This window comes from Salinirubellus litoreus (assembly GCF_037335815.1).
Lineage (GTDB): Archaea > Halobacteriota > Halobacteria > Halobacteriales > Haloarculaceae > Salinirubellus > Salinirubellus litoreus.
Genome location: NZ_CP147841.1, coordinates 1,848,071 through 1,868,552 on the forward strand (window position 1 = coordinate 1,848,071; position 20,482 = coordinate 1,868,552).

At 68.0% G+C, this 20,482-nt stretch carries 15 protein-coding genes; 10 read left to right on the forward strand and 5 right to left on the reverse strand.

Going from position 1 to position 20,482, the window contains the following annotated elements:
- Window positions 1-223: 223 nt before the first annotated feature.
- From WDJ58_RS09070 to WDJ58_RS09085, 4 genes are all read left to right on the forward strand, one after another.
- Window positions 224-2,296, forward strand: a complete 2,073-nt coding sequence (locus WDJ58_RS09070) for a PrkA family serine protein kinase (protein WP_338917361.1) — start codon at window positions 224-226, stop codon at window positions 2,294-2,296.
- Between the two features lies 1 nt (window position 2,297).
- Window positions 2,298-4,580: a PrkA family serine protein kinase gene (locus WDJ58_RS09075; RefSeq protein ID WP_338917362.1), complete on the forward strand. Its 2,283-nt coding sequence runs from the start codon at window positions 2,298-2,300 to the stop codon at window positions 4,578-4,580.
- A gap of 592 nt (window positions 4,581-5,172) precedes the next feature.
- Complete coding sequence (locus tag WDJ58_RS09080) at window positions 5,173-6,516, forward strand: DUF444 family protein (RefSeq protein WP_338917363.1); 1,344 nt, start codon at window positions 5,173-5,175, stop codon at window positions 6,514-6,516.
- 2 nt (window positions 6,517-6,518) lie between these two features.
- Window positions 6,519-8,510: a SpoVR family protein gene (locus tag WDJ58_RS09085; RefSeq protein ID WP_338917364.1), complete on the forward strand. Its 1,992-nt coding sequence runs from the start codon at window positions 6,519-6,521 to the stop codon at window positions 8,508-8,510.
- 163 nt (window positions 8,511-8,673) lie between these two features.
- Here the strand turns inward: WDJ58_RS09085 and WDJ58_RS09090 are convergent, their stop codons facing one another.
- Together WDJ58_RS09090 and WDJ58_RS09095 are read right to left on the reverse strand one after the other, a co-directional pair.
- Window positions 8,674-9,729, reverse strand: a complete 1,056-nt coding sequence (locus WDJ58_RS09090) for a hypothetical protein (RefSeq protein WP_338917365.1) — start codon at window positions 9,727-9,729, stop codon at window positions 8,674-8,676.
- Between the two features lie 269 nt (window positions 9,730-9,998).
- Window positions 9,999-10,592: a DUF7344 domain-containing protein gene (locus tag WDJ58_RS09095; protein ID WP_338917366.1), complete on the reverse strand. Its 594-nt coding sequence runs from the start codon at window positions 10,590-10,592 to the stop codon at window positions 9,999-10,001.
- A 173-nt stretch (window positions 10,593-10,765) separates the two neighbouring features.
- Here WDJ58_RS09095 and WDJ58_RS09100 point away from each other — a divergent pair, with 173 nt between their 5' ends.
- On the forward strand, window positions 10,766-11,338 hold the full coding sequence (locus WDJ58_RS09100; RefSeq protein WP_338917367.1) for a DUF7344 domain-containing protein: 573 nt from the start codon (window positions 10,766-10,768) through the stop codon (window positions 11,336-11,338).
- A 309-nt stretch (window positions 11,339-11,647) separates the two neighbouring features.
- Here WDJ58_RS09100 and aglM read toward each other — a convergent pair whose 3' ends face one another.
- Window positions 11,648-12,937, reverse strand: coding sequence for a UDP-glucose 6-dehydrogenase AglM (gene aglM, locus WDJ58_RS09105; RefSeq protein WP_338917368.1), 1,290 nt, complete (start codon window positions 12,935-12,937; stop codon window positions 11,648-11,650).
- 314 nt (window positions 12,938-13,251) lie between these two features.
- Here aglM and WDJ58_RS09110 point away from each other — a divergent pair, with 314 nt between their 5' ends.
- From WDJ58_RS09110 to WDJ58_RS09120, 3 genes are all read left to right on the forward strand, one after another.
- Window positions 13,252-14,682, forward strand: coding sequence for a DASH family cryptochrome (locus WDJ58_RS09110; RefSeq protein ID WP_338917369.1), 1,431 nt, complete (start codon window positions 13,252-13,254; stop codon window positions 14,680-14,682).
- Window positions 14,683-14,798: 116 nt separating this feature from the next.
- Window positions 14,799-15,062, forward strand: coding sequence for an MTH865 family protein (locus tag WDJ58_RS09115; protein WP_338917370.1), 264 nt, complete (start codon window positions 14,799-14,801; stop codon window positions 15,060-15,062).
- 116 nt (window positions 15,063-15,178) lie between these two features.
- Window positions 15,179-15,892 (forward strand): ferredoxin--NADP reductase, encoded by a 714-nt coding sequence (locus tag WDJ58_RS09120; protein ID WP_338917371.1) that lies wholly within the window; start codon window positions 15,179-15,181, stop codon window positions 15,890-15,892.
- A gap of 143 nt (window positions 15,893-16,035) precedes the next feature.
- Here the strand turns inward: WDJ58_RS09120 and WDJ58_RS09125 are convergent, their stop codons facing one another.
- Window positions 16,036-17,343 (reverse strand): glutamine synthetase family protein, encoded by a 1,308-nt coding sequence (locus tag WDJ58_RS09125; protein WP_338917372.1) that lies wholly within the window; start codon window positions 17,341-17,343, stop codon window positions 16,036-16,038.
- A 178-nt stretch (window positions 17,344-17,521) separates the two neighbouring features.
- Window positions 17,522-18,007 carry a metal-dependent hydrolase gene (locus tag WDJ58_RS09130; protein WP_338917373.1) on the reverse strand — a complete coding sequence of 162 codons (486 nt, stop codon included), beginning with the start codon at window positions 18,005-18,007 and terminating at the stop codon, window positions 17,522-17,524.
- Window positions 18,008-18,091: 84 nt separating this feature from the next.
- On the opposite strand from WDJ58_RS09130, the gene WDJ58_RS09135 reads away from it, so the two are divergent.
- Together WDJ58_RS09135 and WDJ58_RS09140 are read left to right on the forward strand one after the other, a co-directional pair.
- On the forward strand, window positions 18,092-18,271 hold the full coding sequence (locus WDJ58_RS09135) for a hypothetical protein (RefSeq protein WP_338917374.1): 180 nt from the start codon (window positions 18,092-18,094) through the stop codon (window positions 18,269-18,271).
- Window positions 18,272-18,403: 132 nt separating this feature from the next.
- Entirely contained in the window at window positions 18,404-20,326 is a 1,923-nt protein-coding gene (locus WDJ58_RS09140) for a bacterio-opsin activator domain-containing protein (protein ID WP_338917375.1), read from the forward strand.
- The last annotated feature ends 156 nt before the right edge of the window (window positions 20,327-20,482 follow it).

Sequence of the window (20,482 nt, forward strand, 5' to 3'; positions counted from 1 at the left end):
TGCTCCCACCCCACCCCGCTCTGCGATCAGGTCGTTCCCCCCGGAGCCCCGGTCGCTGACGACGGGAGTGGTACGGTGAGACATGACACGCGATACGAACCCGCTCCGACAACCGCCGGTCGGCCGACGGAGACCGGAGGGTTCGGACCGTGGTCCGGCGGCCATCCGAGACTGTCGACCGGCCCCCAGCCGGCATCCCGCGCCCCCCGGCGCGACGTAAAGCATGAGTATGGAGACGCTCGAAGACCTGAGCAAGGAGTACCGGAACTCGATCCCCTCGGACCTCCGGGAGACCCGGTCGTTCGACTGGTACCTCGACGAGCTGTACGAGGACCCCCGAATCGCCCGCAACGCCCACCAGCGCGTTGCCGACATGTTCGACTACTACGGCACCGAGTACGACGAGGACCTCGGGGTCGTGGAGTACCTGCTGGCGAGCGAGGACCCGCTGAACGACGGCGAGAACACGTTCTACGGCCGGAACATCCACGAGTCCATACACGAGTTCGTCAACAAGGTGAAGTCGGGCGCACGCGGGCTCGGCCCCGAGAAGCGTATCAAGCTCCTCCTCGGCCCCGTGGGCTCGGGCAAGTCCGAGTTCGACCGCCAGGTCCGGACCTACTTCGAGGACTACTCGCTCCGGGACGCCGGCCGGATGTACACCTTCCGGTGGACCAACCTCTGTGACGTGGTCCGCGACCAGGACCCCGCCGACGACGTGGTCCGGTCGCCGATGGACCAGGACCCCCTGATACTGCTCCCCCAGGAGCAGCGCGACAAGGTGATCGAGGGGCTGAACGAGCGGCTCGACGCCCCCTACACCATCCGCAACGAGCAGTCGCTCGACCCCGCCAGCGAGTTCTACATGGACCGCCTGCTCGAACACTACGACGACGACCTCCAGCGCGTCCTCGAGAACCACGTGGAGGTGATCCGGCTGATCGCCGACGAGAACAAGCGCCAGTGCGTCGAGACGTTCGAGCCCAAGGACAAGAAGAACCAGGACGAGACGGAGCTGACGGGCGACGTCAACTACTCGAAGATCGCTGTCTACGGCGAGAGCGACCCGCGGGCGTTCGACTACTCGGGGGCGTTCTGCAACGCCAACCGGGGGATCTTCTCCGGCGAGGAGCTCCTCAAGTTACAGCGGGAGTTCCTCTACGACTTCCTGCACGCCACCCAGGAGCAGACGATCAAGCCGAAGAACAACCCCCGAATCGACATCGACCAGGTGATCGTCGGCCGGACGAACATGCCCGAGTACCGGGACAAGAAGGGCGACGAGAAGATGGAGGCGTTCAACGATAGAACGAAACGGATCGACTTCCCGTACGTCCTCCAGTACGAGGAGGAGGCACAGATCTACGACAAGATGCTCCGGAACGCGGACGTCCCGGACATCCACGTCGAGCCCCACACCCTCCAGATGGCGGGGCTGTTCGGCGTCCTCACCCGGATCCAGGAGCCCGACGGCGGGCAGGTCAGCGTCGTCCAGAAGGCCAAGGCCTACAACGGCGAGATCGACGAGGCCGACGACATCGACGTGAAGAAGCTCCGCGAGGAGGCCGCGGAGATGGCCGACCTCGGCGAGGGGATGGACGGGGTGTCCCCGCGGTTCATCGGGGACGAGATCGCCGAGGCGATCATGGACTCGATGCACCGCGGTCGGGACTTCCTCTCGCCGCTGACGACGTTCAACCACCTGGAGGAGAACTTGGAGAACCACGGCTCGATCCCCCAGGAGAACTTCGAGACGTACTACCGCTACCTCGAACTCGTCCGCGAGGAGTACAAGGACCGGGCCATCGAGGACGTCCGGCACGCGCTCGCCTACGACTTAGACGAGATCCAGCGCCAGGGCGAGAAGTACATGGACCACGTGATGGCGTACATCGACGACGACACCGTCGAGGACGACATCACCGGCCGCGAGCAGGACCCCGACGAGAAGTTCCTGCGCGACGTCGAGGAGAAACTGGACATCCCCGAGGACCGCAAGGAGGACTTCCGGCAGGAGGTCTCGAACTGGGTTTCGCGTCGGGCCCGGGAGGGGACGAGCTTCAACCCGCAGGACAACGACCGCCTGCGCCGCGCCCTCGAACGGAAGCTCTGGGAGGACAAGAAGCACAACATCAACTTCTCCGCGCTCGTCTCGAGCGGCGAGATGGACGACGACGAGCGCAACTCCTGGGTCAGCGCGCTCGTCGAGCAGGGCTACAGCAAGGAGGGCGCGAAGGAGGTCCTCGAGTTCGCCGGCGCGGAGGTCGCCAAGACGGAGATGGAAGCGGACGACTGAGATGAGCGGCGAGGACTACATCCGTCGGGGGGACGAGTCGCTCCGGGACACCTACGAGGCCCCGATGAGCCTCGGCGAGTACGTCGACGCGGTGTTCGAGAACCCCCGCATCGCCAGCCACGCCTCGAAGTACCTGCTCGAGGCGATCGAGGCCGCCGGAACCCGGCGGGTGGTCGAGGAGGGCGAGGAGAAGGAGCGCTACCGCTTCTTCGACGACCCGCACAACGAGGGCGAGCACGCCATCCTCGGCAACACCGAGGTACTCAATCGGTTCGTCGACGACCTGCGCTCGATCGCGGCCCGCCGCGGGAAGGAGGAGAAGATCATCTGGCTCGACGGGCCGACCGCGACCGGGAAGTCGGAGCTCAAGCGGTGTCTCATCAACGGCCTGCGGGAGTACTCGAAGACCGAGGAGGGTCGTCGGTACACGGTCGAGTGGAACGTCGCCGGCGCGGTCGAATCGAGCCCGGGGATGACCTACGGCGACGTTCGGGCCCCCGACGAGGACGACTGGTACGAGAGCCCCGTCCAGGTCCACCCCCTCGCGACCTTCCCCGAATCGGTGCGAAAGGAGCTACTCGCCGAGCTGAACGACCGGCTCGACGACCACATCCCGGTCCACGTCGACGGGCGTCTCGACCCCTTCTCGCGTGAGGCCTACGACTACCTCGAGGAACAGTACCGGCGGGGCGGCGAGGAGGCGCTGTTCTCCGCCGTGACGGACCCGAAACACCTCCGGGTGAAGAACTACGTCGCCGACGTGGGCCAGGGGATCGGCGTCCTCCACTCCGAGGACGACGGCACGCCCAAGGAACGCCTGGTGGGCTCGTGGATGCACGGGATGCTGCGCGAACTGGGCTCGCGGGGGCGCAAGAACCCCCAGGCGTTCAGCTACGACGGCGTCCTCTCGCAGGGCAACGGGCTGCTGACGATCGTCGAGGACGCCGCCCAGCACGCCGACCTGCTCCAGAAACTCCTGAACGTCCCCGACGAGGAGACGGTCAAGCTCGACAAGGGGATCGGGATGGACATCGACACGCAGATGATCATCATCTCGAACCCCGACCTCGAGGCCCAGCTGAACCAGCACGCCGAGCGCTCGGGAGCCGACCCGCTGAAGGCCCTGAAACGGCGGCTCGACAAGCACGAGTTCACGTACCTGACGAACCTCTCGCTGGAGACCGAACTCGTCCGCCGGGAGCTCACCAACGAGACGCCGGTGTGGACCGCCGACTCCTACGAGGAGCTCGCGGCGGAGATCCGGAGGCCCATCACGGTGTCGGTCCGGAACGTCCGCCGGGAGGTCAAAGAACGGGAGCTCGCGCCCCACGCCATCGAGGCCGCGGCGCTCTACGCCGTGGTCTCGCGGCTCGACGGCGAGGACGTCCCGCCCGGGCTCGACCTGGTCGACAAGGCGGTGATCTTCGACCGGGGCTACCTCCAGGACGGCGACGAGCGACGGGAGAAGGAGGAGTTCGACTTCTCGCCGGACGCGGTCGACGGCGAGACCGGCATCCCGGTCACCTACACCCGGGACGTCATCGCGGACCTGCTCCACGAGGAGCGGGACCGCCACCACCCCGAACTGGACGTCGAGAACGTCATCATGCCCCGCGACGTGCTGAACGCGATGGCCGAGCGGCTGGGCGACGCCCCGGTGTTCTCTCCGAGCGAACGCACCGAGTTCGAGAACCGGCTCGTCCCCGTGAAGAACCACGTCTTCGGCGAGCAGGAGGACGACGTGCTGGAGGCGATCATGCGCGAGAAGCGCGTCGACCAGTCGACCGTCGAGGAGTACATCGAGCACGTCTACGCGTGGGTCGAGGGCGAGCAGATCGAGAACGACCGCGGGGAGTACGTCGACCCCGACCCGCTGAAGCTGAAGGTGTTCGAGGTCGAACACCTCGGCCGCTTCGACGAGGCCGACTACGACGGTTCGGAGCCCGAGCCGTCGGTCGAGGAGTTCCGGCGGGACAAGGTCGTCACGGCGCTCAACCGCCACGCCTGGCGCAACCGCGACGAGGAGTTCCGCGCCGGCGACGTCAACCCCAAGGAGATCCCGGTGATAAAGGCGGTCCTCGGGAGCCACGACTGGGACGACGTTCGCCGGACCCACGAGGACTTCGACCCATCCCAGTGGGACGACCCGCCCTCGGGTACGGAGACCGAGGCGGTGAAGGAGCGGACCATCCGGAACATGCAGGAGCTGTTCGACTACAGCGCGGCTTCGGCGGAGCTGACGAGCCGGCACGTCATGAGCCAGGTGAGCTACAGATGGGACTAGGTGATCCTGTGGCGGCCTGTGGTGTGTTTGCTTGGACGGATAGCGGCAGTACCGACAGCACCTACCGAAGCCCTCGGCCGCTGGACTCGCGCGCCTCGTTGCGCGCCTCGCTCCCTTCGGTCGCTTCGGTGCTTACTTCGTCGTGCTTCGTCCAGCGCGGGTTGCCGGCTCCGCCGGCAACCTCAGGCGTGGCGGCTTCGCCGCCACGCGCTCGCCCTTCGGGAGTCCGCCAGGGACACCGGCCGTCGAGCGGAGGCGTGCCTGCCCTCCCCCGTTCGCGGCCGACGAGACGGCCGCGAGGCCAGTTCGACGGCCAGGTTGAGCAAACGATCCGGCCGCCGAGGACCGCGAGCGCCAGCGAGCGTGTCCGAGCCCGGGGAAGGGCAGGCCCCCTGGTGGACTCGGAAAGGGCGAGGCCTGTCGGGGAAGGCGGCCGACGCAAGCACTGGAGCGAGCGCCGGAGGCGCGAGCGAAGCGCGCAGCGAGGCCCCCGACCCGCCAGGATGAGGGCTTTCCAACCGTCCCGGATCCCCCCGCACATGACATCGAGACCAGCGAGCCCCCCAAAAACTCCGGAGGAGAGTAGAACACAATGGGACTGAGAGACGACATCGAACGATACCGCGAAGTGGGCGAGGAACGACGGCAGGACCTCGCGGAGTTCATCCAGTACGGCGACCTCGGCCAGTCGCTCCCCGACGAGGTGAAGATCCCGATCAAGATCGTCGACCTGCCCGAGTTCGCCTACGACCGGCGGGACATGGGCGGGGTCGGCCAGGGCGACGGCGGCACGCCGGACGTGGGCCAGCCGGTCGGACAGCCCCAGCCCCAGCCGGGCGACGGCGACGGGGACGAGGACGGCGAACCCGGCGAGGAGGGTGGCGACCACGAGTACTACGAGATGGACCCCGAGGAGTTCGCCGAGGAGCTAGACGAGGAGCTCGGACTCGACCTCGAACCCAAGGGTAAGAAGGTGATCGAGGAGAAGGAGGGCGACTTCACTGATCTCACGAGAACGGGGCCGGCGAGCACGCTCGACTTCGAGCGCCTGTTCAAGGAGGGCCTGAAGCGCAAGCTCGCAATGGACTTCGACGAGGCGTACGTCGAGGAGGCGCTCCGCGTGGACGGCTGGGGGCCACAGCGGGTGTACGAGTGGGCCCGCGAGAACCACCTCCCCGTCTCCCGGGCGTGGATCGAGGACGCCTACTCGGACATCCCCCGCGAGGAGCGGACGCGGTGGGCGAGCATCGAGGAGATGGAGGCGAACGTCGAGGAGGAGTCGACGGCCGCGCGCATCCGCCGGGAGGGGATCAAGCAGATCCCGTTCCGCCGGGAGGACGAGCGCTACCGCTACCCCGAGATCATCGAGGAACGCGAGAAGAACGTCGTCGTCGTCAACATCCGCGACGTCTCGGGGTCGATGCGCGAGAAGAAGCGCGAGCTCGTCGAGCGCGTGTTCACGCCGCTGGACTGGTATCTCACCGGGAAGTACGACCACGCCGAGTTCGTCTACATCGCCCACGACGCCGAGGCCTGGGAGGTCGAGCGCGAGGAGTTCTTCGGCATCCGATCCGGCGGCGGAACCCGGATCTCCAGCGCGTACGAACTCGCCGCGGCGATCCTCGAGGAGCGCTACCCGTGGGAGGAGTGGAACCGGTACGTCTTCGCCGCCGGTGACTCGGAGAACTCCTCGAACGACACCGAAGAGCGGGTCATCCCGATGATGGAGGAGATTCCGGCGAACCTCCACGCGTACGTCGAGACACAGCCGAGCGGGAACGCGATCAACGCGACCCACGCCGAGGAGGTCGATCGCTACTTCGGCGACGGGAACTCGAACGTCGCCGTCGCGTACGTCACCAGCCCCGCCGACGTCGTCGACGCCATCTACGAAATCCTCAGCACGGAACAGGAGGCCGCGGAGGTCGAGGCGTAACCATGAGCGACACCGAACGCAGACACCGACAGCGCATCGCCGAGGGGCTCGAAGAGCCCGTCAGGGAGGCGAACGAACTGGCGCGGAAGTTCGGGCTCGACCCGTTCCCGGTGAACTACTGGATCGTCGACTACGACGAGATGAACGAGCTCATCGCCTACGGCGGGTTCCAGCACCGCTACCCCCACTGGCGGTGGGGGATGCAGTACGACCGCCAGCAGAAGCAGGGCCAGTTCCTCGGCGGGAAGGCCTTCGAGATCGTTAACAACGACAACCCCTCTCACGCGTTCCTCCAGGAGTCGAACGCCCTCGCGGACCAGAAGGCCGTCATCACGCACGTCGAGGCCCACGCCGACTTCTTCAAGAACAACGAGTGGTTCGGGCTGTTCGCCGAGGACCCCGACGCCGCGGCGATGCTCCAGCGTCACGCCGAGACCATCCGGGAGTACATGGACGACCCGGAGATCGACCGGGAGGACGTCGAGGCGTGGATCGACCACGTGCTCTGCCTGGAGGACAACATCGACCAGCACCGGCCGTTCACCACGGCGGAGGAGTGGTCCGCCGAGCCCACCGATCCCGAGGACGTCGACGAGCGGCTCGGGGAGCTGAACCTCTCCGAGGAGGTCCGGCGCGAGGTGTTCGACGAGGCGTGGGTCGAGTCACAGCAGGCCGACGACGACAGTCCGACGTTCCCGGCCGAGCCCGAGAAGGACGTCCTGGCGTTCCTGCTGGTCCACGGCAAGCGCTACGACGAGGAGAGCGACCGGGCCGTCGAACTGGAGGAGTGGCAGCGCGAGATACTCGAACTCCTCCGCAAGGAGGCGTACTACTTCGCCCCCCAGAAGATGACGAAAGTGATGAACGAGGGGTGGGCCGCCATCTGGGAGTCCCGGATGATGACCGACGAGGCGTTCGCCGGCGACGACGAGTTCATCTCCTACGCCGACCACATGGCCCAGGTGCTCGGGTCCCCGGGGCTCAACCCTTACAAGCTCGGGATGGAGCTCTGGGAGTACGTCGAGAACTACACGAACCGTCGGGAAGTCATCGAGCGCCTGCTGAAGGTCGAGGGGGTCACCTGGCGGAACTTCCACGAGACGGTCGACCTCGACCTCGTGATGGATCTGCTGGAGCCCGACCCGGTCGTGGACGACGTCCGCCCGGAGACGCTCGACCGGCTCGACCCCGAGGACCCGCGCGTCGACGCCGATGCGCTCTCCCGGGCGAAAGCCGGCGAGATAGACGTCGAGCGGTACCCCTGGAAGGTCCTCACCTACGAGGGGCTCTGTGAGCGACACTACTCGCTGATCAAGCCCCAGAACCGCGGGTTCGTGAAGCGGGTGAGCCAGAACGAGCTCGAACGAACGGCGCGATACCTGTTCGAGGTCGACCGGTACGCGAGCGTCGAGGACGCCGTCGCCGACGTCGACCGCTCGCGGGGGTGGGACCGGATGCGCGAGATACGCGAGTCACACAACGACGTGACGTTCCTCGACGAGTTCCTCACCCAGGAGTTCGTCGACGAGAACGACTACTTCACCTACGAGTACACCCACACCACCCGCGACTACCGGGTCACGTCGGTCGACTACGAGGACGTCAAGAAGAAGCTGATGCTGCAGTTCACGAACTTCGGCAAGCCGACCATCACCGTGCAGGACGGCAACTTCGAGAACCGCAACGAGCTGCTGCTCGCCCACCACTACAACGGCGTGATGCTCGACCTCCCGCAGGCGAAGAAGGTTCTGGAGCGGGTGTTCGAGCTGTGGGGCCGGCCGGTGAACCTCAAGACCATCGTCAAGGAGGTCGACGACCACGACATCGAGGTGGCCCGGCGGCGCGACCGCGAGCCGACGCCCGAGGAGAAGGGCAGACTCGTCCGCTACGACGGCGAGAGCTTCGAGACGGTCGACCTGCCCTGGGAGGACGTCGAGGACATCGCCGCGACGGACGTCGACTACGACACGAAACCCGACGACTGGCTGGCCTGACGGCCGCTTCCTCGTCGCGGTCTCGATCCACGCCGGCGGTCGGACGGGGCGCGTGCCTCCGATCCGACGGATTCGTTCCGCGGTCGGGGGCCCCACCGCTCTCTGGCTGGGTCGCTTTCAGTAGCCGAAAAAATCGTTGATCGATTCGACCGGCGCCGGCGTCTCAGGACGCGTCGGCGTTCGAGGAACCGGTGACGCCGCTGTCACTGCCCTCGTTCTCCGCCGTCACGACGAACTTGGCTTTCGTCGTGAGTATCCCGACGTGGCTCCCGGCGTTGCTGCGGAGCCCGGCGTAGGAGATGCCCGACGGGGTCGAGAAGTCCGCGTTCCCGTCCTCGCCGTTCATCACGATCTTCGAGTTGCCCGCATCGATGTCCGACTCCTCCACCCAGTCGATATCTTCGGCGGCCTTCGCCTTCTTCTCGGCGTCCGTGGAGAGGCCGGAGAAGTCGGCGATGTAGCTCAGCTGACTGAGGTTGGGTCGCTGGAGTTCGAACGTGTATCGGAGGTAGACGTTCGTGTCCTGGCTGGACCCGTCCCCGCCGTTGTCGAGCGTCGACGTATCCGCGGCCGCGCCGTAGTACCCCGCGTCGACGTCGTGGTAGTTGTTCTGGTGGCCGTCCGTCTCGTGGGCACCGGGGTAGTCGCTCGCGCTCCCGATGCTCGTCCCGTCGAGGAACGAGGCGAGATCCACACCGCCCGGGAACGAGAGCGAGGAGTAGTCGGGCCGTCCCTGCTCGTCGGCGACGACGAGCGGCCCGGCTGACGCGTCCGGGCCGTCTCCGTCGTCGAACCGCGGGTCCTGGTTGAGCGCCTGGGCGAGCGGGACCTTCACCCGGTATCGACCGGTCGTCCCCGGACTCTGCCGGAGGTAGCCGTTGTTCACCTCTTCGCCGATCCACGGGGTCGCCCGGAAGATCGGCTCCCAACTGCCACCGTCGCCGACCTTCGCCTCGACGAGGTAGAACACCTTGCCGACCGCGTCGTCGAGGTTCTGCCACTGCACGTCGAACTGCGGGTTCGCGGTGACCCGCGAGACGTCACCGCGGTCGTTCGAGACGCTCGCCGGGTTCGACGCGGAGATGTTCACCGTCGCCGCCGCGCTCGTCCCCGCCGAGGCGAGCAGACCAGTACCGGCCACCAGTCCGCCACCGATAGCGCCGAGTGCTTTTCGTCGCGTCAGATCGAGTCGCCCACGTTCGCTGTCTTCATCTATCATAGTCGGTTACCACACCCCCCAAGGGTGCTTGCTCACACCTCGTACCTACACCAACCTTTATATACGCCGCCTGATCGGTTCTTAACTCGATATTACGGACCGACAGGGAGCGGTTGACGCCCGCTGGTCCAGCGACAATCGGGCCCTGAATCGGGCGTTCCCGTCGCTAATGAGTCGTTAAACGGTGATGAAGGCTGTTGCCGACCGGGTTTGAGGATCGGGTCTCCTGCCGACCGAACCGCGGATCGCGGAGAAGTATCAGCGCTCGATCAGTCGCCGGCGGGCTCGTGCCCCTCGGTCGAGGGCGGAAGTCCCTCGCCTCCGAGCCGGTGCCGGCACTCGTGGAGGTACTGGGCCACGCTCGCGAGAAAGAACGCGCCCATCGCCGCGATGGCCCAGGCGTAGCCGGGAACCATCTCGAACGGCGGGACCCCGGTAGCACCGACGGCCATCAACCCGGCGAGAACGAGCGCGACCCCGCCGTTGAACACGCTCCACGGGATCTCGTCGTCCGGAACGACCTGCATGTAGACCGTGAGGTCCTCGAGGCGATCGGTTGCCTCGACTTCCCCCCGGTCGGGATCGAACTCGACGAACTCGGTGCGGTCCATTCGCGGGAGGTGTGACTGTCTGAGCGCGGTGTAGACCCGCTTGCGCTGGTCGGAGGTCACCTCCCGTCGGTCGATCCCGTTCTCCCAGGCGGCCACCTGCCGGGAGAGGTCCCCCAGGTCGGCGGTCCCCCCTCCCTCCAGGTAGTGGACGACGTACCGACGGCGCGTGTTCGACAGCATCTCGAACGCGTCGTCGCGCGATACCCCAGCATCTACCGGCTTCTCGTCAGTGAGCGACGTCTGAGTTGACACTTGATTCCCCCCCACCGCATCCGGTGGTTGGGCCCCGGGTAAGTTAACACTTTTCCTATATGTTTGTTTCGCGGATCGGCTTCCTGATTATTCCGGACGGGCACGGATACGCCTCCCCTTCACGAAGCGGAACGGCCAGCGGGATTAATACGCCCGAATCCGAAATCTCGTTCGTGTCGAACCGACTGAGGTCGGAGCCGAGCGGGTCGGAGCCGGAGGGTGAGGAGGCGGAGCTGGCCGAAACCGAGATCCACGACGTCCTCAGGAACGACCGTCGCAGACTCACGATCGAGTGTCTCCGGGAGGCCGAGGACGGGCGGCTGAGCGTCCGCGATCTGGCGGAGCAGGTCGCGACCCTCGAGACCGGCCAGGACCCCGCACCCCGGAACAAGCGCCAGTCGGTCTACGTCTCGCTCCACCAGACCCACCTCCCGAAACTGGACGACCTCGGGATCGTCTCCTACCAGTCGGACGCGAAGATGGTCACCCTGCAGGACCGCATCCGGCAGGTGGAGGTCTACATGGAGATCGTCCCCCGGTACGGACTCTCGTGGGGCGAGTACTACTTCTCGGTCGGGATACTCGGGATGCTCACCACCATCGCCGTCCTGCTCGGCGTACCGGGGATCGCCGCCGCCGGCATCACCGCCGTCGCAGCGGCCTTTTTCGTCATCCTGATGGGTTCGGCGACCTACCAGGTGTACACCCAGCAGGACCGGATGGTCTTCTCGCGGATCCGGGACTGAACGAGAGGAGCGACGAGCTACAGGGACTGGACCACGACTGCCCTCCACGCCGTACTCTCGGACGCCCGGAACCAGGGGGCGCGTGGACTCGATGATTCCGGCGAGTGGCTACGGACGCCGCCCCGAGCCGCTCCGCCGTCGTCGGCGAACTCCCGCTCACCCCGCTCACGGGGCGGGCGTCACCGAAGGCGCATCCTCCGGTCTCGGTGAGATACCGTCCGGGGAATCCCGATCGTCGGCGTGACGAAACGAGCCGCTTCACCTGTTTTCCTCGATTATCCCTCTCGCCGGGTCGTCCCCGCCTCGGCCCTACCAGGTCAGCCCCTCGTAGGTGAGCCCGTCGCGTCGCCCGACGATCCGTCGGCCGTCGACGACGACCGGGGTCGCCATCGTGTCGAACTCCTCGTCGAGGGCGGTGAACTCGTCCCAGTCGGTCACGACGAGCGCGAGGTGGGCCCCGTCGAGCGCGGCGGCGGCCGAATCCGCGTACTCGATGTCGGGGAAGCGCTCCCGCATGTTCTCGCCGGCGACGGGGTCGTAGGCGACGACCTCGGCACCCCGCTCCCGGAGGGCCTCGATCAGCGGGATTGCCCGGGAGTGGCGGATGTCGTCGGTCCCGGGCTTGAACGCGAGGCCGAGGACGGCAACGCGGCTCCCCTCGACGTCGACGTGTCGCTCGGCGAGACCGAGCATCCGGCCCGGCTGCCCGTCGTTCACCGCGACGACCGCCTTGAGCAGCGCCGGGTCGTAGCCCGCCCGCTCGGCGGCGGCGATGAGCGCCGCCGTGTCCTTCGGGAAGCAGCTCCCGCCCCAGCCGACCCCCGACTGCAGGAACTGCTCGCCGATACGATCGTCGAGCCCGATCGCCTCGGCGACCTCGTAGGCGTCGACGTCGTACTCCTTGCAGATGTTCCCGAGCTCGTTGATGAGGCTGATCTTCGCGGCGAGGAACGTGTTGTTCGCGTACTTGATCATCTCGGCCTCGCGGAGCCCCGTCTCGACGAGCGGCGGGTCCGAATCGGCCCGCTCGATCAGCGGCTCGAAGACGGCCGCGAGCGTCTCACGGGCGTACTCCGAGTCGGTGCCGACGACGAGCTTGTCCGGGTTCAGGTAGTCCTCGACCGCGCTCCCCTCGCGCTGGAACTCGGGGTTCACCGCGACGTGGACGTTCTCGCCCGCGCCCGCCCGGCGCATCGCCGGTTCGAGCTCCGTCTCGGTCGACCCCGGGACGACGGTGCTCTTGACGACTACGACGTGCGGATCGGACTTCGAGGCGAGCGCCCCGCCGAGCGACTCCATCCCGCCCCCGATGATCGAGAGGTCGATGCTCCCGTCCTCGTTCGAGGGTGTCGGGAGGGCCACGAACGTGAGATCCGTGTCCCTGACGGCGTCGTAGTCGGTGGTCGCGCGGAGGCGGTCCCCGCCGTGTTTCGCGAGTAGCTCGTCGAGGCCCGGTTCGTGGATCGGGGCCTCGCCAGCGTTGATGCTGTCGACGACCCCCTCGTCGATGTCGACGTTCGTCACGGTGTGACCGAGGTCGGCGAGACAGGCGGCGACCGTCGTGCCGACGTACCCGCTGCCGACGACGCTGATCTCCATGGAGCATCATTTCCCGAGGGCAGTATCAGGCTTCGGATCTACTCCGCGATCGTTCGCGTCCGAGCCTCCGGATGAGCCACGGTGACGTCGGCCGTCCTCGGACGACGAGCGGCCGACCGTCGAACGGCGTCGGCGGAGCCGGTAGGGACGACCCGAACGCGGCAGGGTGCACCCGGTGCGGTACCGGCCGGTCCCTGGCGTACGGGACGTGGGCTGGACGTGGCGGTTCGATCGCGACCGGAGCGCGGTCGTGTCGAGCCGGCAACGCGGTCCGGATCCTCACGAGCCATGACCCTCGCGCCCCTGTCCCGGCCATGAGCGACACCGCTCTGGTCTGGTTCCGCGACGATCTCCGGCTCCACGACAACGGGACGCTCGCGGGGGCCGTCGCCGGGGCCGACCGGATCGTCCCGCTCTACGTCTTCGATCCACGGGAGTACGGCAAGGGGATGTTCGGACTCCCGAAGCGGGGACCGTACTGGGCCCGGTTCCGCCGCGAGTCCGTCCTCGACCTGCGCTCGTCGCTCCGGGCCCGCGGCGGCGACCTGCTGGTCCGTCACGGCGACCCGCGCGAGGTGGTCCCCGCGGTGGCCGGGTCGTTCGACGCCGACGCGGTCCACGCACAGACCAAGCCGGGAACCGAGGAGATCGGGACGGAGGAGGTGGTCCGGTCGCGGCTCGCGGAGCGGGGGATCGAACTGGAGCGATCCTGGACGCACACGCTCTACCACCTCCGGGATCTCCCTACCCCGTACGACCGTATCGACGACACGTTCACTCCGTGGCGGAAGGAGGCCGAACGCGAGGGGTCGGTCGGGGAGACCCTCCCTGCGCCGGGGACCGTCCCGATCCCCGACTTCGAGGCGGGGGACGTGCCGGGTCTCGCAGACCTCGGCGTGGCGGGTTCGTCGGAGCCCGACGAGCGGGGCGTCCTCGCGTTCGAGGGCGGCGAGACCGCGGGACTGGAGCGGCTTCGAGGGTATATCTGGGAGGGCGACCACCTCCGGAACTACAGGTCGACGCGCAACGGATTCCTCGGTCCCGACTACTCCTCGAAGCTCTCGGCGTGGCTCGCACACGGCTGTCTCTCCCCGCGGCACGTCTACGAGGAGGTCCGACGGTACGAGGCCGAGCGGGTCTCGAACGAAGACACCTACTGGCTCGTCTTCGAACTCGCGTGGCGGGACTTCTTCCAGTTCCAGTTGCTCAAGCACGGTGCCGACTTCTTCACCCCGAGCGGCATCCGCGGCGTCGAGAAGCGATGGCGACGCGACCGCGAGGCGTTCCGACGGTGGGCCGACGGGGAGACGGGCGTCCCGTTCGTCGACGCGAACATGCGGGAGCTGAACGCGACGGGCTACATGTCGAACCGGGGGCGGCAGAACGTCGCCTCGTTCCTCGCGGACTTCCTCGGGATCGACTGGCGAATGGGCGCGGCCTACTTCGAGTCGAAGCTCGTCGACTACGACGTCGCCTCGAACTGGGGCAACTGGGCCTACCAGGCGGGCGTGGGCAACGACTCGCGGGACAACTACTTCTACGTCCCCGGACAGGCCGAGCACTACGACCCCGAGGCGGCGTACGTCGGACACTGGATCCCCGAACTCGACCCGCTCCCCTCCGAGTACGCACACCACCCGTGGCGGATGAGCGAGGCCGAACAGGCCGAGTACGACCTTCGAATCGGCCGCGACTACCCCGTGCCGGTGGTCGACCCCGACGAGCGGTACGACGAGATGCGGTAGTGGTCGGTCGGGCACCACGAGCGGGTCGCCGTTCTCCCGACCGCGACCACTCCTAGCCGCAGGCGGGGAGTTCACGAACGATTTATCAGGAACCTCCCACAAACTCCGGGCGTACCATGAGTCTCAGCGACGAGGAGAGGAGCGACCTGCGCGACCAGATGATCGACGCGTTCGAGGATGCCGACTACCCGATCAACAGCCCGATGGATCTCGTTCCCGCGCTCCCGAACGGACCGTCGACGAAGTTCGAGGCCGGCGACTTCTCGATGACCGCGATGGAGCTCAACACGAAGCTCGGCGGCGGGGAGTTCCCCTACGAGAGCCCTGAGGCGTTCGTCGACGACGTGATGGATCAGCTCGAAGAGCAGGACTACGTCTAGCGCGCCGATCTCGTTCCCCGTTCAGCGGTTCCCGTATCGCCGCCGAGCCAGCGGTGCTCCCGACGAGTTGCCTCTGCCTGCATCACCCCTTTCCATCCCGCGGCCCGAACGCCGCTATGACGATCTCCGTCACGGTCAGCGACGTTCATCGGATGACGCCGGACGTGAAGCAGTTCCGGCTCGTCGCCGACGACCACACCTTCGAGTACGAGCCCGGCCAGCACACGGCGGTTCACTTCGAGAACGACGGCGAGGACGATTCCCGTCCCTACACGGCGGCGAACCTCCCCGGAGGCGACGGGAACGAGCTGATCCTCGCGATCAAGCGCTACGACGACGGCAACGGCTCGGTGTTCATGCACGAACGGACGCCGGGCGACGAGATCGAGACCGAGGAGGTCGACGGCAACCTCCACGTCCGTGACCTCGACCGCGACGCCGTCTTCCTGGCGACCGGGACGGGCATCACGCCGCTCTACCCCATGCTCAAACAGTACGCGGTGGAGGGATCGGGCGAGGCTCACCTCGTGTTCGGCGAGCGCGACCGGGAGCACCTCATCTTCCGCGAGAGCCTCGACCAGCTCCGTGTCGAACACGAGGACCTCTCCGTCGACTACGTCCTCTCGGACGCGGACGAGGCGTGGAACGGGCTCACGGGACACGTCCAGGACCACCTCCCGGACGCGCTGGACGACCTCGACGGGACGGACTTCTACGTCTGTGGCGTGCCCGAGATGGTCGTCGAGACGGGCGACCTCCTCGAATCGGAGGGGGTCGACGAGGGGGACATCTACACCGAGGGCTGGGAGGCCGACGCCGCGGAGGAGTGACGGATCGACGGGCCCGAGGACCGTAGCCTCGTCCGCGGGGTCGCGGCCGGCTCGACCGAACGGGCGTGCCGAACACCGGATTGGGTGTGACGAACACGAGACTTCACCGAGACGACTCGCTTCCCGCCGAGCGATCGGTCGGATCAGATGACCTCCAGGTAGCGCTCCTCCCAGTCGGTGACGTGCTCGACGAAGGAGTCCAGCTCGGCGCGTTTCGCGGCGAGGAAGACCTCGATCAGCTCCTCACCCAGCGCGTCACGGATGACGTCGTCCTCCTCGAGCGATCGGAGGGCGAGTCCCGGTGTTCGCGGGAGGCGGCGTCCCTCCGTGACGTATCCGGTTCCGGGCTCGCCGGGTTCGAGGTCCCGCTCCATCCCGTCGAGTCCGGCGGCCAGGACGGCGGCGGTCGTCAGGTACGGGTTGGCCTCGGCGGCGGGGATGCGCGTCTCGATCCGGACGGGATCCGAATCCGGGATCCGAACGGCCGTCGAGCGGTTGTCGTACCCCCAGGAGGCGGTACAGGGTGCGAACGTCTCGGGGACGAACCGCTTGAGCGCGTTGACCGTCGGGCAGGTGAGCGCGGCGATCGCCTCGGCGTGTTCCAGGACACCTCCGACGAACGCGCGGCCGGTCGCCGAGAGACGGTCTCCCTCGTCGTCGGCGAGGACGTTCTCCCCGTCGCGAAAGAGGCTGACGTGGAGGTGGTAGCCGTTCGCGGTCCCCCCGCTGAAGGGCTTGGTCATGAACGTCGCCTCCCAGTCCGTCCGGCGGGCGACCTCGGCGACGAGTCGTCTGAAGTCGAAGGCACGGTCGGCCACCTCCAGGGGTCGGCCGTGTTCGAAGAGCACCTCGAACTGACCGGCACCGTTCTCGTGGTGTGCGAGCGTCAGGGGGATCCCGAACGGCTCGGCCCACTCCGAGAGGCGGTCGAGGAACGGCCCCGCCGTCTCGGTCGCCCGCATCACGCACTCGTGTTCGTACGGCGTGATCGGCCGGTAGCCGTCCTCCGTCTCCTCGGCGAGCGTGAACTCGAGTTCGCTGCCGGTGAAGGCGTCCAGGTCGCGCTCGGCCAGTCCCTCGAGGACGCGCTCGAGCGCGCCGCGCGTGTAGGCCTCGACGGTCTCGCCCTCGTAGGTGAACTCACAGAGCACCCGTCCCGTGTTCTCGCGCCACGGCACGAGTTCGAACGTCCCCGGGATCGGTCGAAGCGTCCCGTCCGCGAAGTCCGTCGAGAGGCCGTAGTAGGAGTCGGGGTCCCAGTCGTCGAGCGCCCCCGCCTCCAGGACCGTGAGGTTCATCGAGAACCCATCGCGCCACTCCTCGAGGAAGTGATCGGCGGCGACCTTCTTGCCCCGCGAGATCCCGTTCAGGTCGGGGAACTCGACGAACACGTGATCGAGGCCCCCGGTCTCGACGGTCTGTTCCATCGCAGCGGCCGCGTCGTCGGTCATGGTGGTCCGATCGGAGTGGCCTCGTATAACCCCTCGGTGCCGCCCCGATCCGACGCACGACGCCGGGTCATCGCCAGCCCGTCACGGACGTGTCGGAGCGGATCGCCACCGTGGCCTTCCACGGCAGCGAACGAACGTTCGCCGGAACGGGAACGACAGTTCGTCGAGGCGCTCTCGTCTACGTCGCCACGGTGAGGTAGAGCGAGGCCACGGACGCGGCTACGCCCAGCCCGAACAGCGCGTAGTTCGCGAACGGGTTGTCCGCCCGGGTGACGTAGAACGAGATCGGTTCCGCCGGTACGGGCCAGAAGGGGTTGACCCCCATCGGGGTCAGCATATCCGCGAGCAGGTGCGACCCGATGCCGACGACCCCAAGGACGACGCCCAGTCCGACGCCCGGGAGCGGTTCGACGGGTCGGTAGGTCCCGGTCCCGAGCGCCCCGCCGACGGCCCCGAGCGCACCCGCGACGAGCGCGAGGAACAGCAGCGAGTGGGTCGGACCGCGGTGCCGGATCGGGAGCACCTGGTCGACGTCGGGGAGCGTCGCCAGCCAGAGCACGACGCCCGCGCCGAGGAACGCCAGGAGCGGGTCCGAGCGGAGCAGCAGGTGGCCGACCGGTGCGTACACCAGCAGCGCCGCCCCCCAGTGACCCGTCTTGTACACATGCGGGGTTCCGCCCCGATCGGGCTTGAACCTGCGGACCGCCGCTTTCCTCGAAGTTATGCCCGGCGAGTTCCAGTTTCCGCCATGGACATCGCCGTCGTGGACGTCCTCTTCGATGCCTTCGGCCCGTTCCTCCTCCCCGCGGCCCTGTTCGCCGCCGGCGTGGTCGGCTACGGCATCCTCCTCCTCACAGGTCGCCTACTGACGTCCGAGACGGCCGACGCGGGGGACGACACCGCCGATGCGGACCGTCATCAGGGGTGATATGGCCGATCCCGACGTCCGACGGTCTGCCCGACGGGGCGTCCGTGGCCGGGTGGTCGCCGTCGTAAATACGGCGTGACACTCCGTGCCGTCGACGGCACGCTTTTGTTCCGCCGGCGTTCACGCGAAGACATGTCGGAGGGACCGAGGCGCGTTCCGGTCGAGGAGGTGCTGGCGACGTTCCGCCGGGGGGACGATCCGCGCGCCCCCCTGACCGCACCGGAGGTCGCCGAGGAACTCGGCTGTGCCCGGCGGACGGCCCACGCGAAGCTCGAGACGCTGGCCGAACGCGGCGACCTCCGGACGAAGAAGGTCGGGGCGCGCGGCCGGGTCTGGTGGCCCGCCCCGGCGGACGAGGCCGCCGACGAGGCGGTGGCACCCGACCGGCGCACGGAGCACGAGCGGGCGCTGCGCGAACTCCACGACGCCAGCCGGCGGCTGATCCGCGCGGAGACGCGGGAGGAGGTCTGCGAGGTGGCCGTCGACGCCGCCTGGCGCATCCTGGGGCTGCCGCTGAACGGCCTCTGGTTGTACGATGCCGAGCGGGACCTCCTGGAGCCGACCGCGTGGACCGATCAGGGCGCGGAGCAGTTCGGCGAGCCCCCCGCGTTCCCCCTCGACGCGAGCCTCGTCGGGCGGGCCTTCCGCGAGGGGACACACCGCGTCTACGACGACGTCACCGCCGAGGCGGAGCCGTACGACCCCGACACGCGCGTCCGGAGCGAACTCGTCCTGCCGCTCGGCGAGTACGGCGTGATGAACGCCGCCTCGCTCGACGTCGGCGCGTTCGACGAACTCGACGTCTCGCTCGGCAGGGTGCTGGCGGCGAACGTCGAGACGGCCATCGAGCGCGCCGACCGGCTCGCCGAGCGACGGGCCCACCGCCGCGAACTCGAGCGCCAGCGTGACGAGCTCGAGCGGCTGAACCGGATCAACGCGCTGGTCGAGGAGATCGTCCGGGCGCTGGTCGGCGCGGCCACCCGCTCCGAGATCGAGCGGACGGTCTGTGAGGCGCTGGGCAGCTCCTCGTTCTACGCCGGGGCCCAGGTCGTAGAGCGCGGATCCGACCCCGGCAGTGTCGTCTCCCGGATCGAGACCACTGAGGAGGGGACGAACGTCGATCCGACCGGAGAGGCCGACGATGCGATCCGCTCCGTGCTCGAGGACGGTCACCTGCAGGTCGTCCCCCGGCTCGGGAGCGACGGGGTCGACCCCGGGTCGTGTCTCGTCGCGCCGCTCTCGTACGCCGACACCGTCTTCGGGGCGCTGGTGGTCCGTGCGTCCACCGCCGAGGCGTTCAGCGAGCGCGAGACGGTCGCCTTCGAGACGCTCGGCCGCGTCGTCGGGTTCGTCATCAACGCCACGAACAACCGGCGGCTGTTACTCGGGAAGACGGCCGTCGAGGTCGAGTTCACCGTCGGGTCGGCGGACGCCTGGTTCGCCACCCTCTCCGAACGCCTGGGGTGTACGGTGACCGTCGACGGCGTGGTGCCCGTCGAGCGGGGCTCGCTACTGGAGTACGCGACCGTCGAGGGGGTCCCGACCGGGGCGGTCCGGGAGGCGCTCGCGGCGGCGTCGAGCGTCGAGACGGTGCGAGTCCTCGCCGACGGGGACGACCGGTGCTCGATCGAGTGTTCGGTCTCGGACACCGGGGCGGGCCTGCGGACCGTCGCCGAGCGCGGCGCGAGCCTCCGGAGGGTACGGGCCGTCGACGGTTCGGGGACGATCACCGCCCGGTTCCCGTCGGAAACGTCCGCCCGCGAGACCGTCTCGGCGGTGGAGACACGCCTCGACGACGCGACGCTCGTCGCGAAACGCGTCGTCGACGTCTCCGACCGGTCGACGCCGAACCCCCGACGGCGGGTCCTCGAACGACTCACGGACAGACAGCGCACGACCCTCCGCGCGGCGTTCCTCGCCGGCTACTACGACTACCCCAGGGGGACGACCGCCGAGGATCTCGCCGCGTCGCTGGACATCGCCCCCTCGACGCTCCACCAGCACCTGCAGGCCGCCCAGCGGAAGGTGCTCGTGGGGCTCCTCGACGAGCCCTGATCGGTACCGAAGCACGACGGCATGAGGCTATTGCCCCTTCCCCGGTACGGTACGAGTGGCCATGCGACGACTCCCGACTCCGGTCCGCGCCCGGTCCCCGCCCGCGTCGTGGGCGACGGTCCACCGTTGGGGCGGTCACTCCCCGCCCGGCCCTCC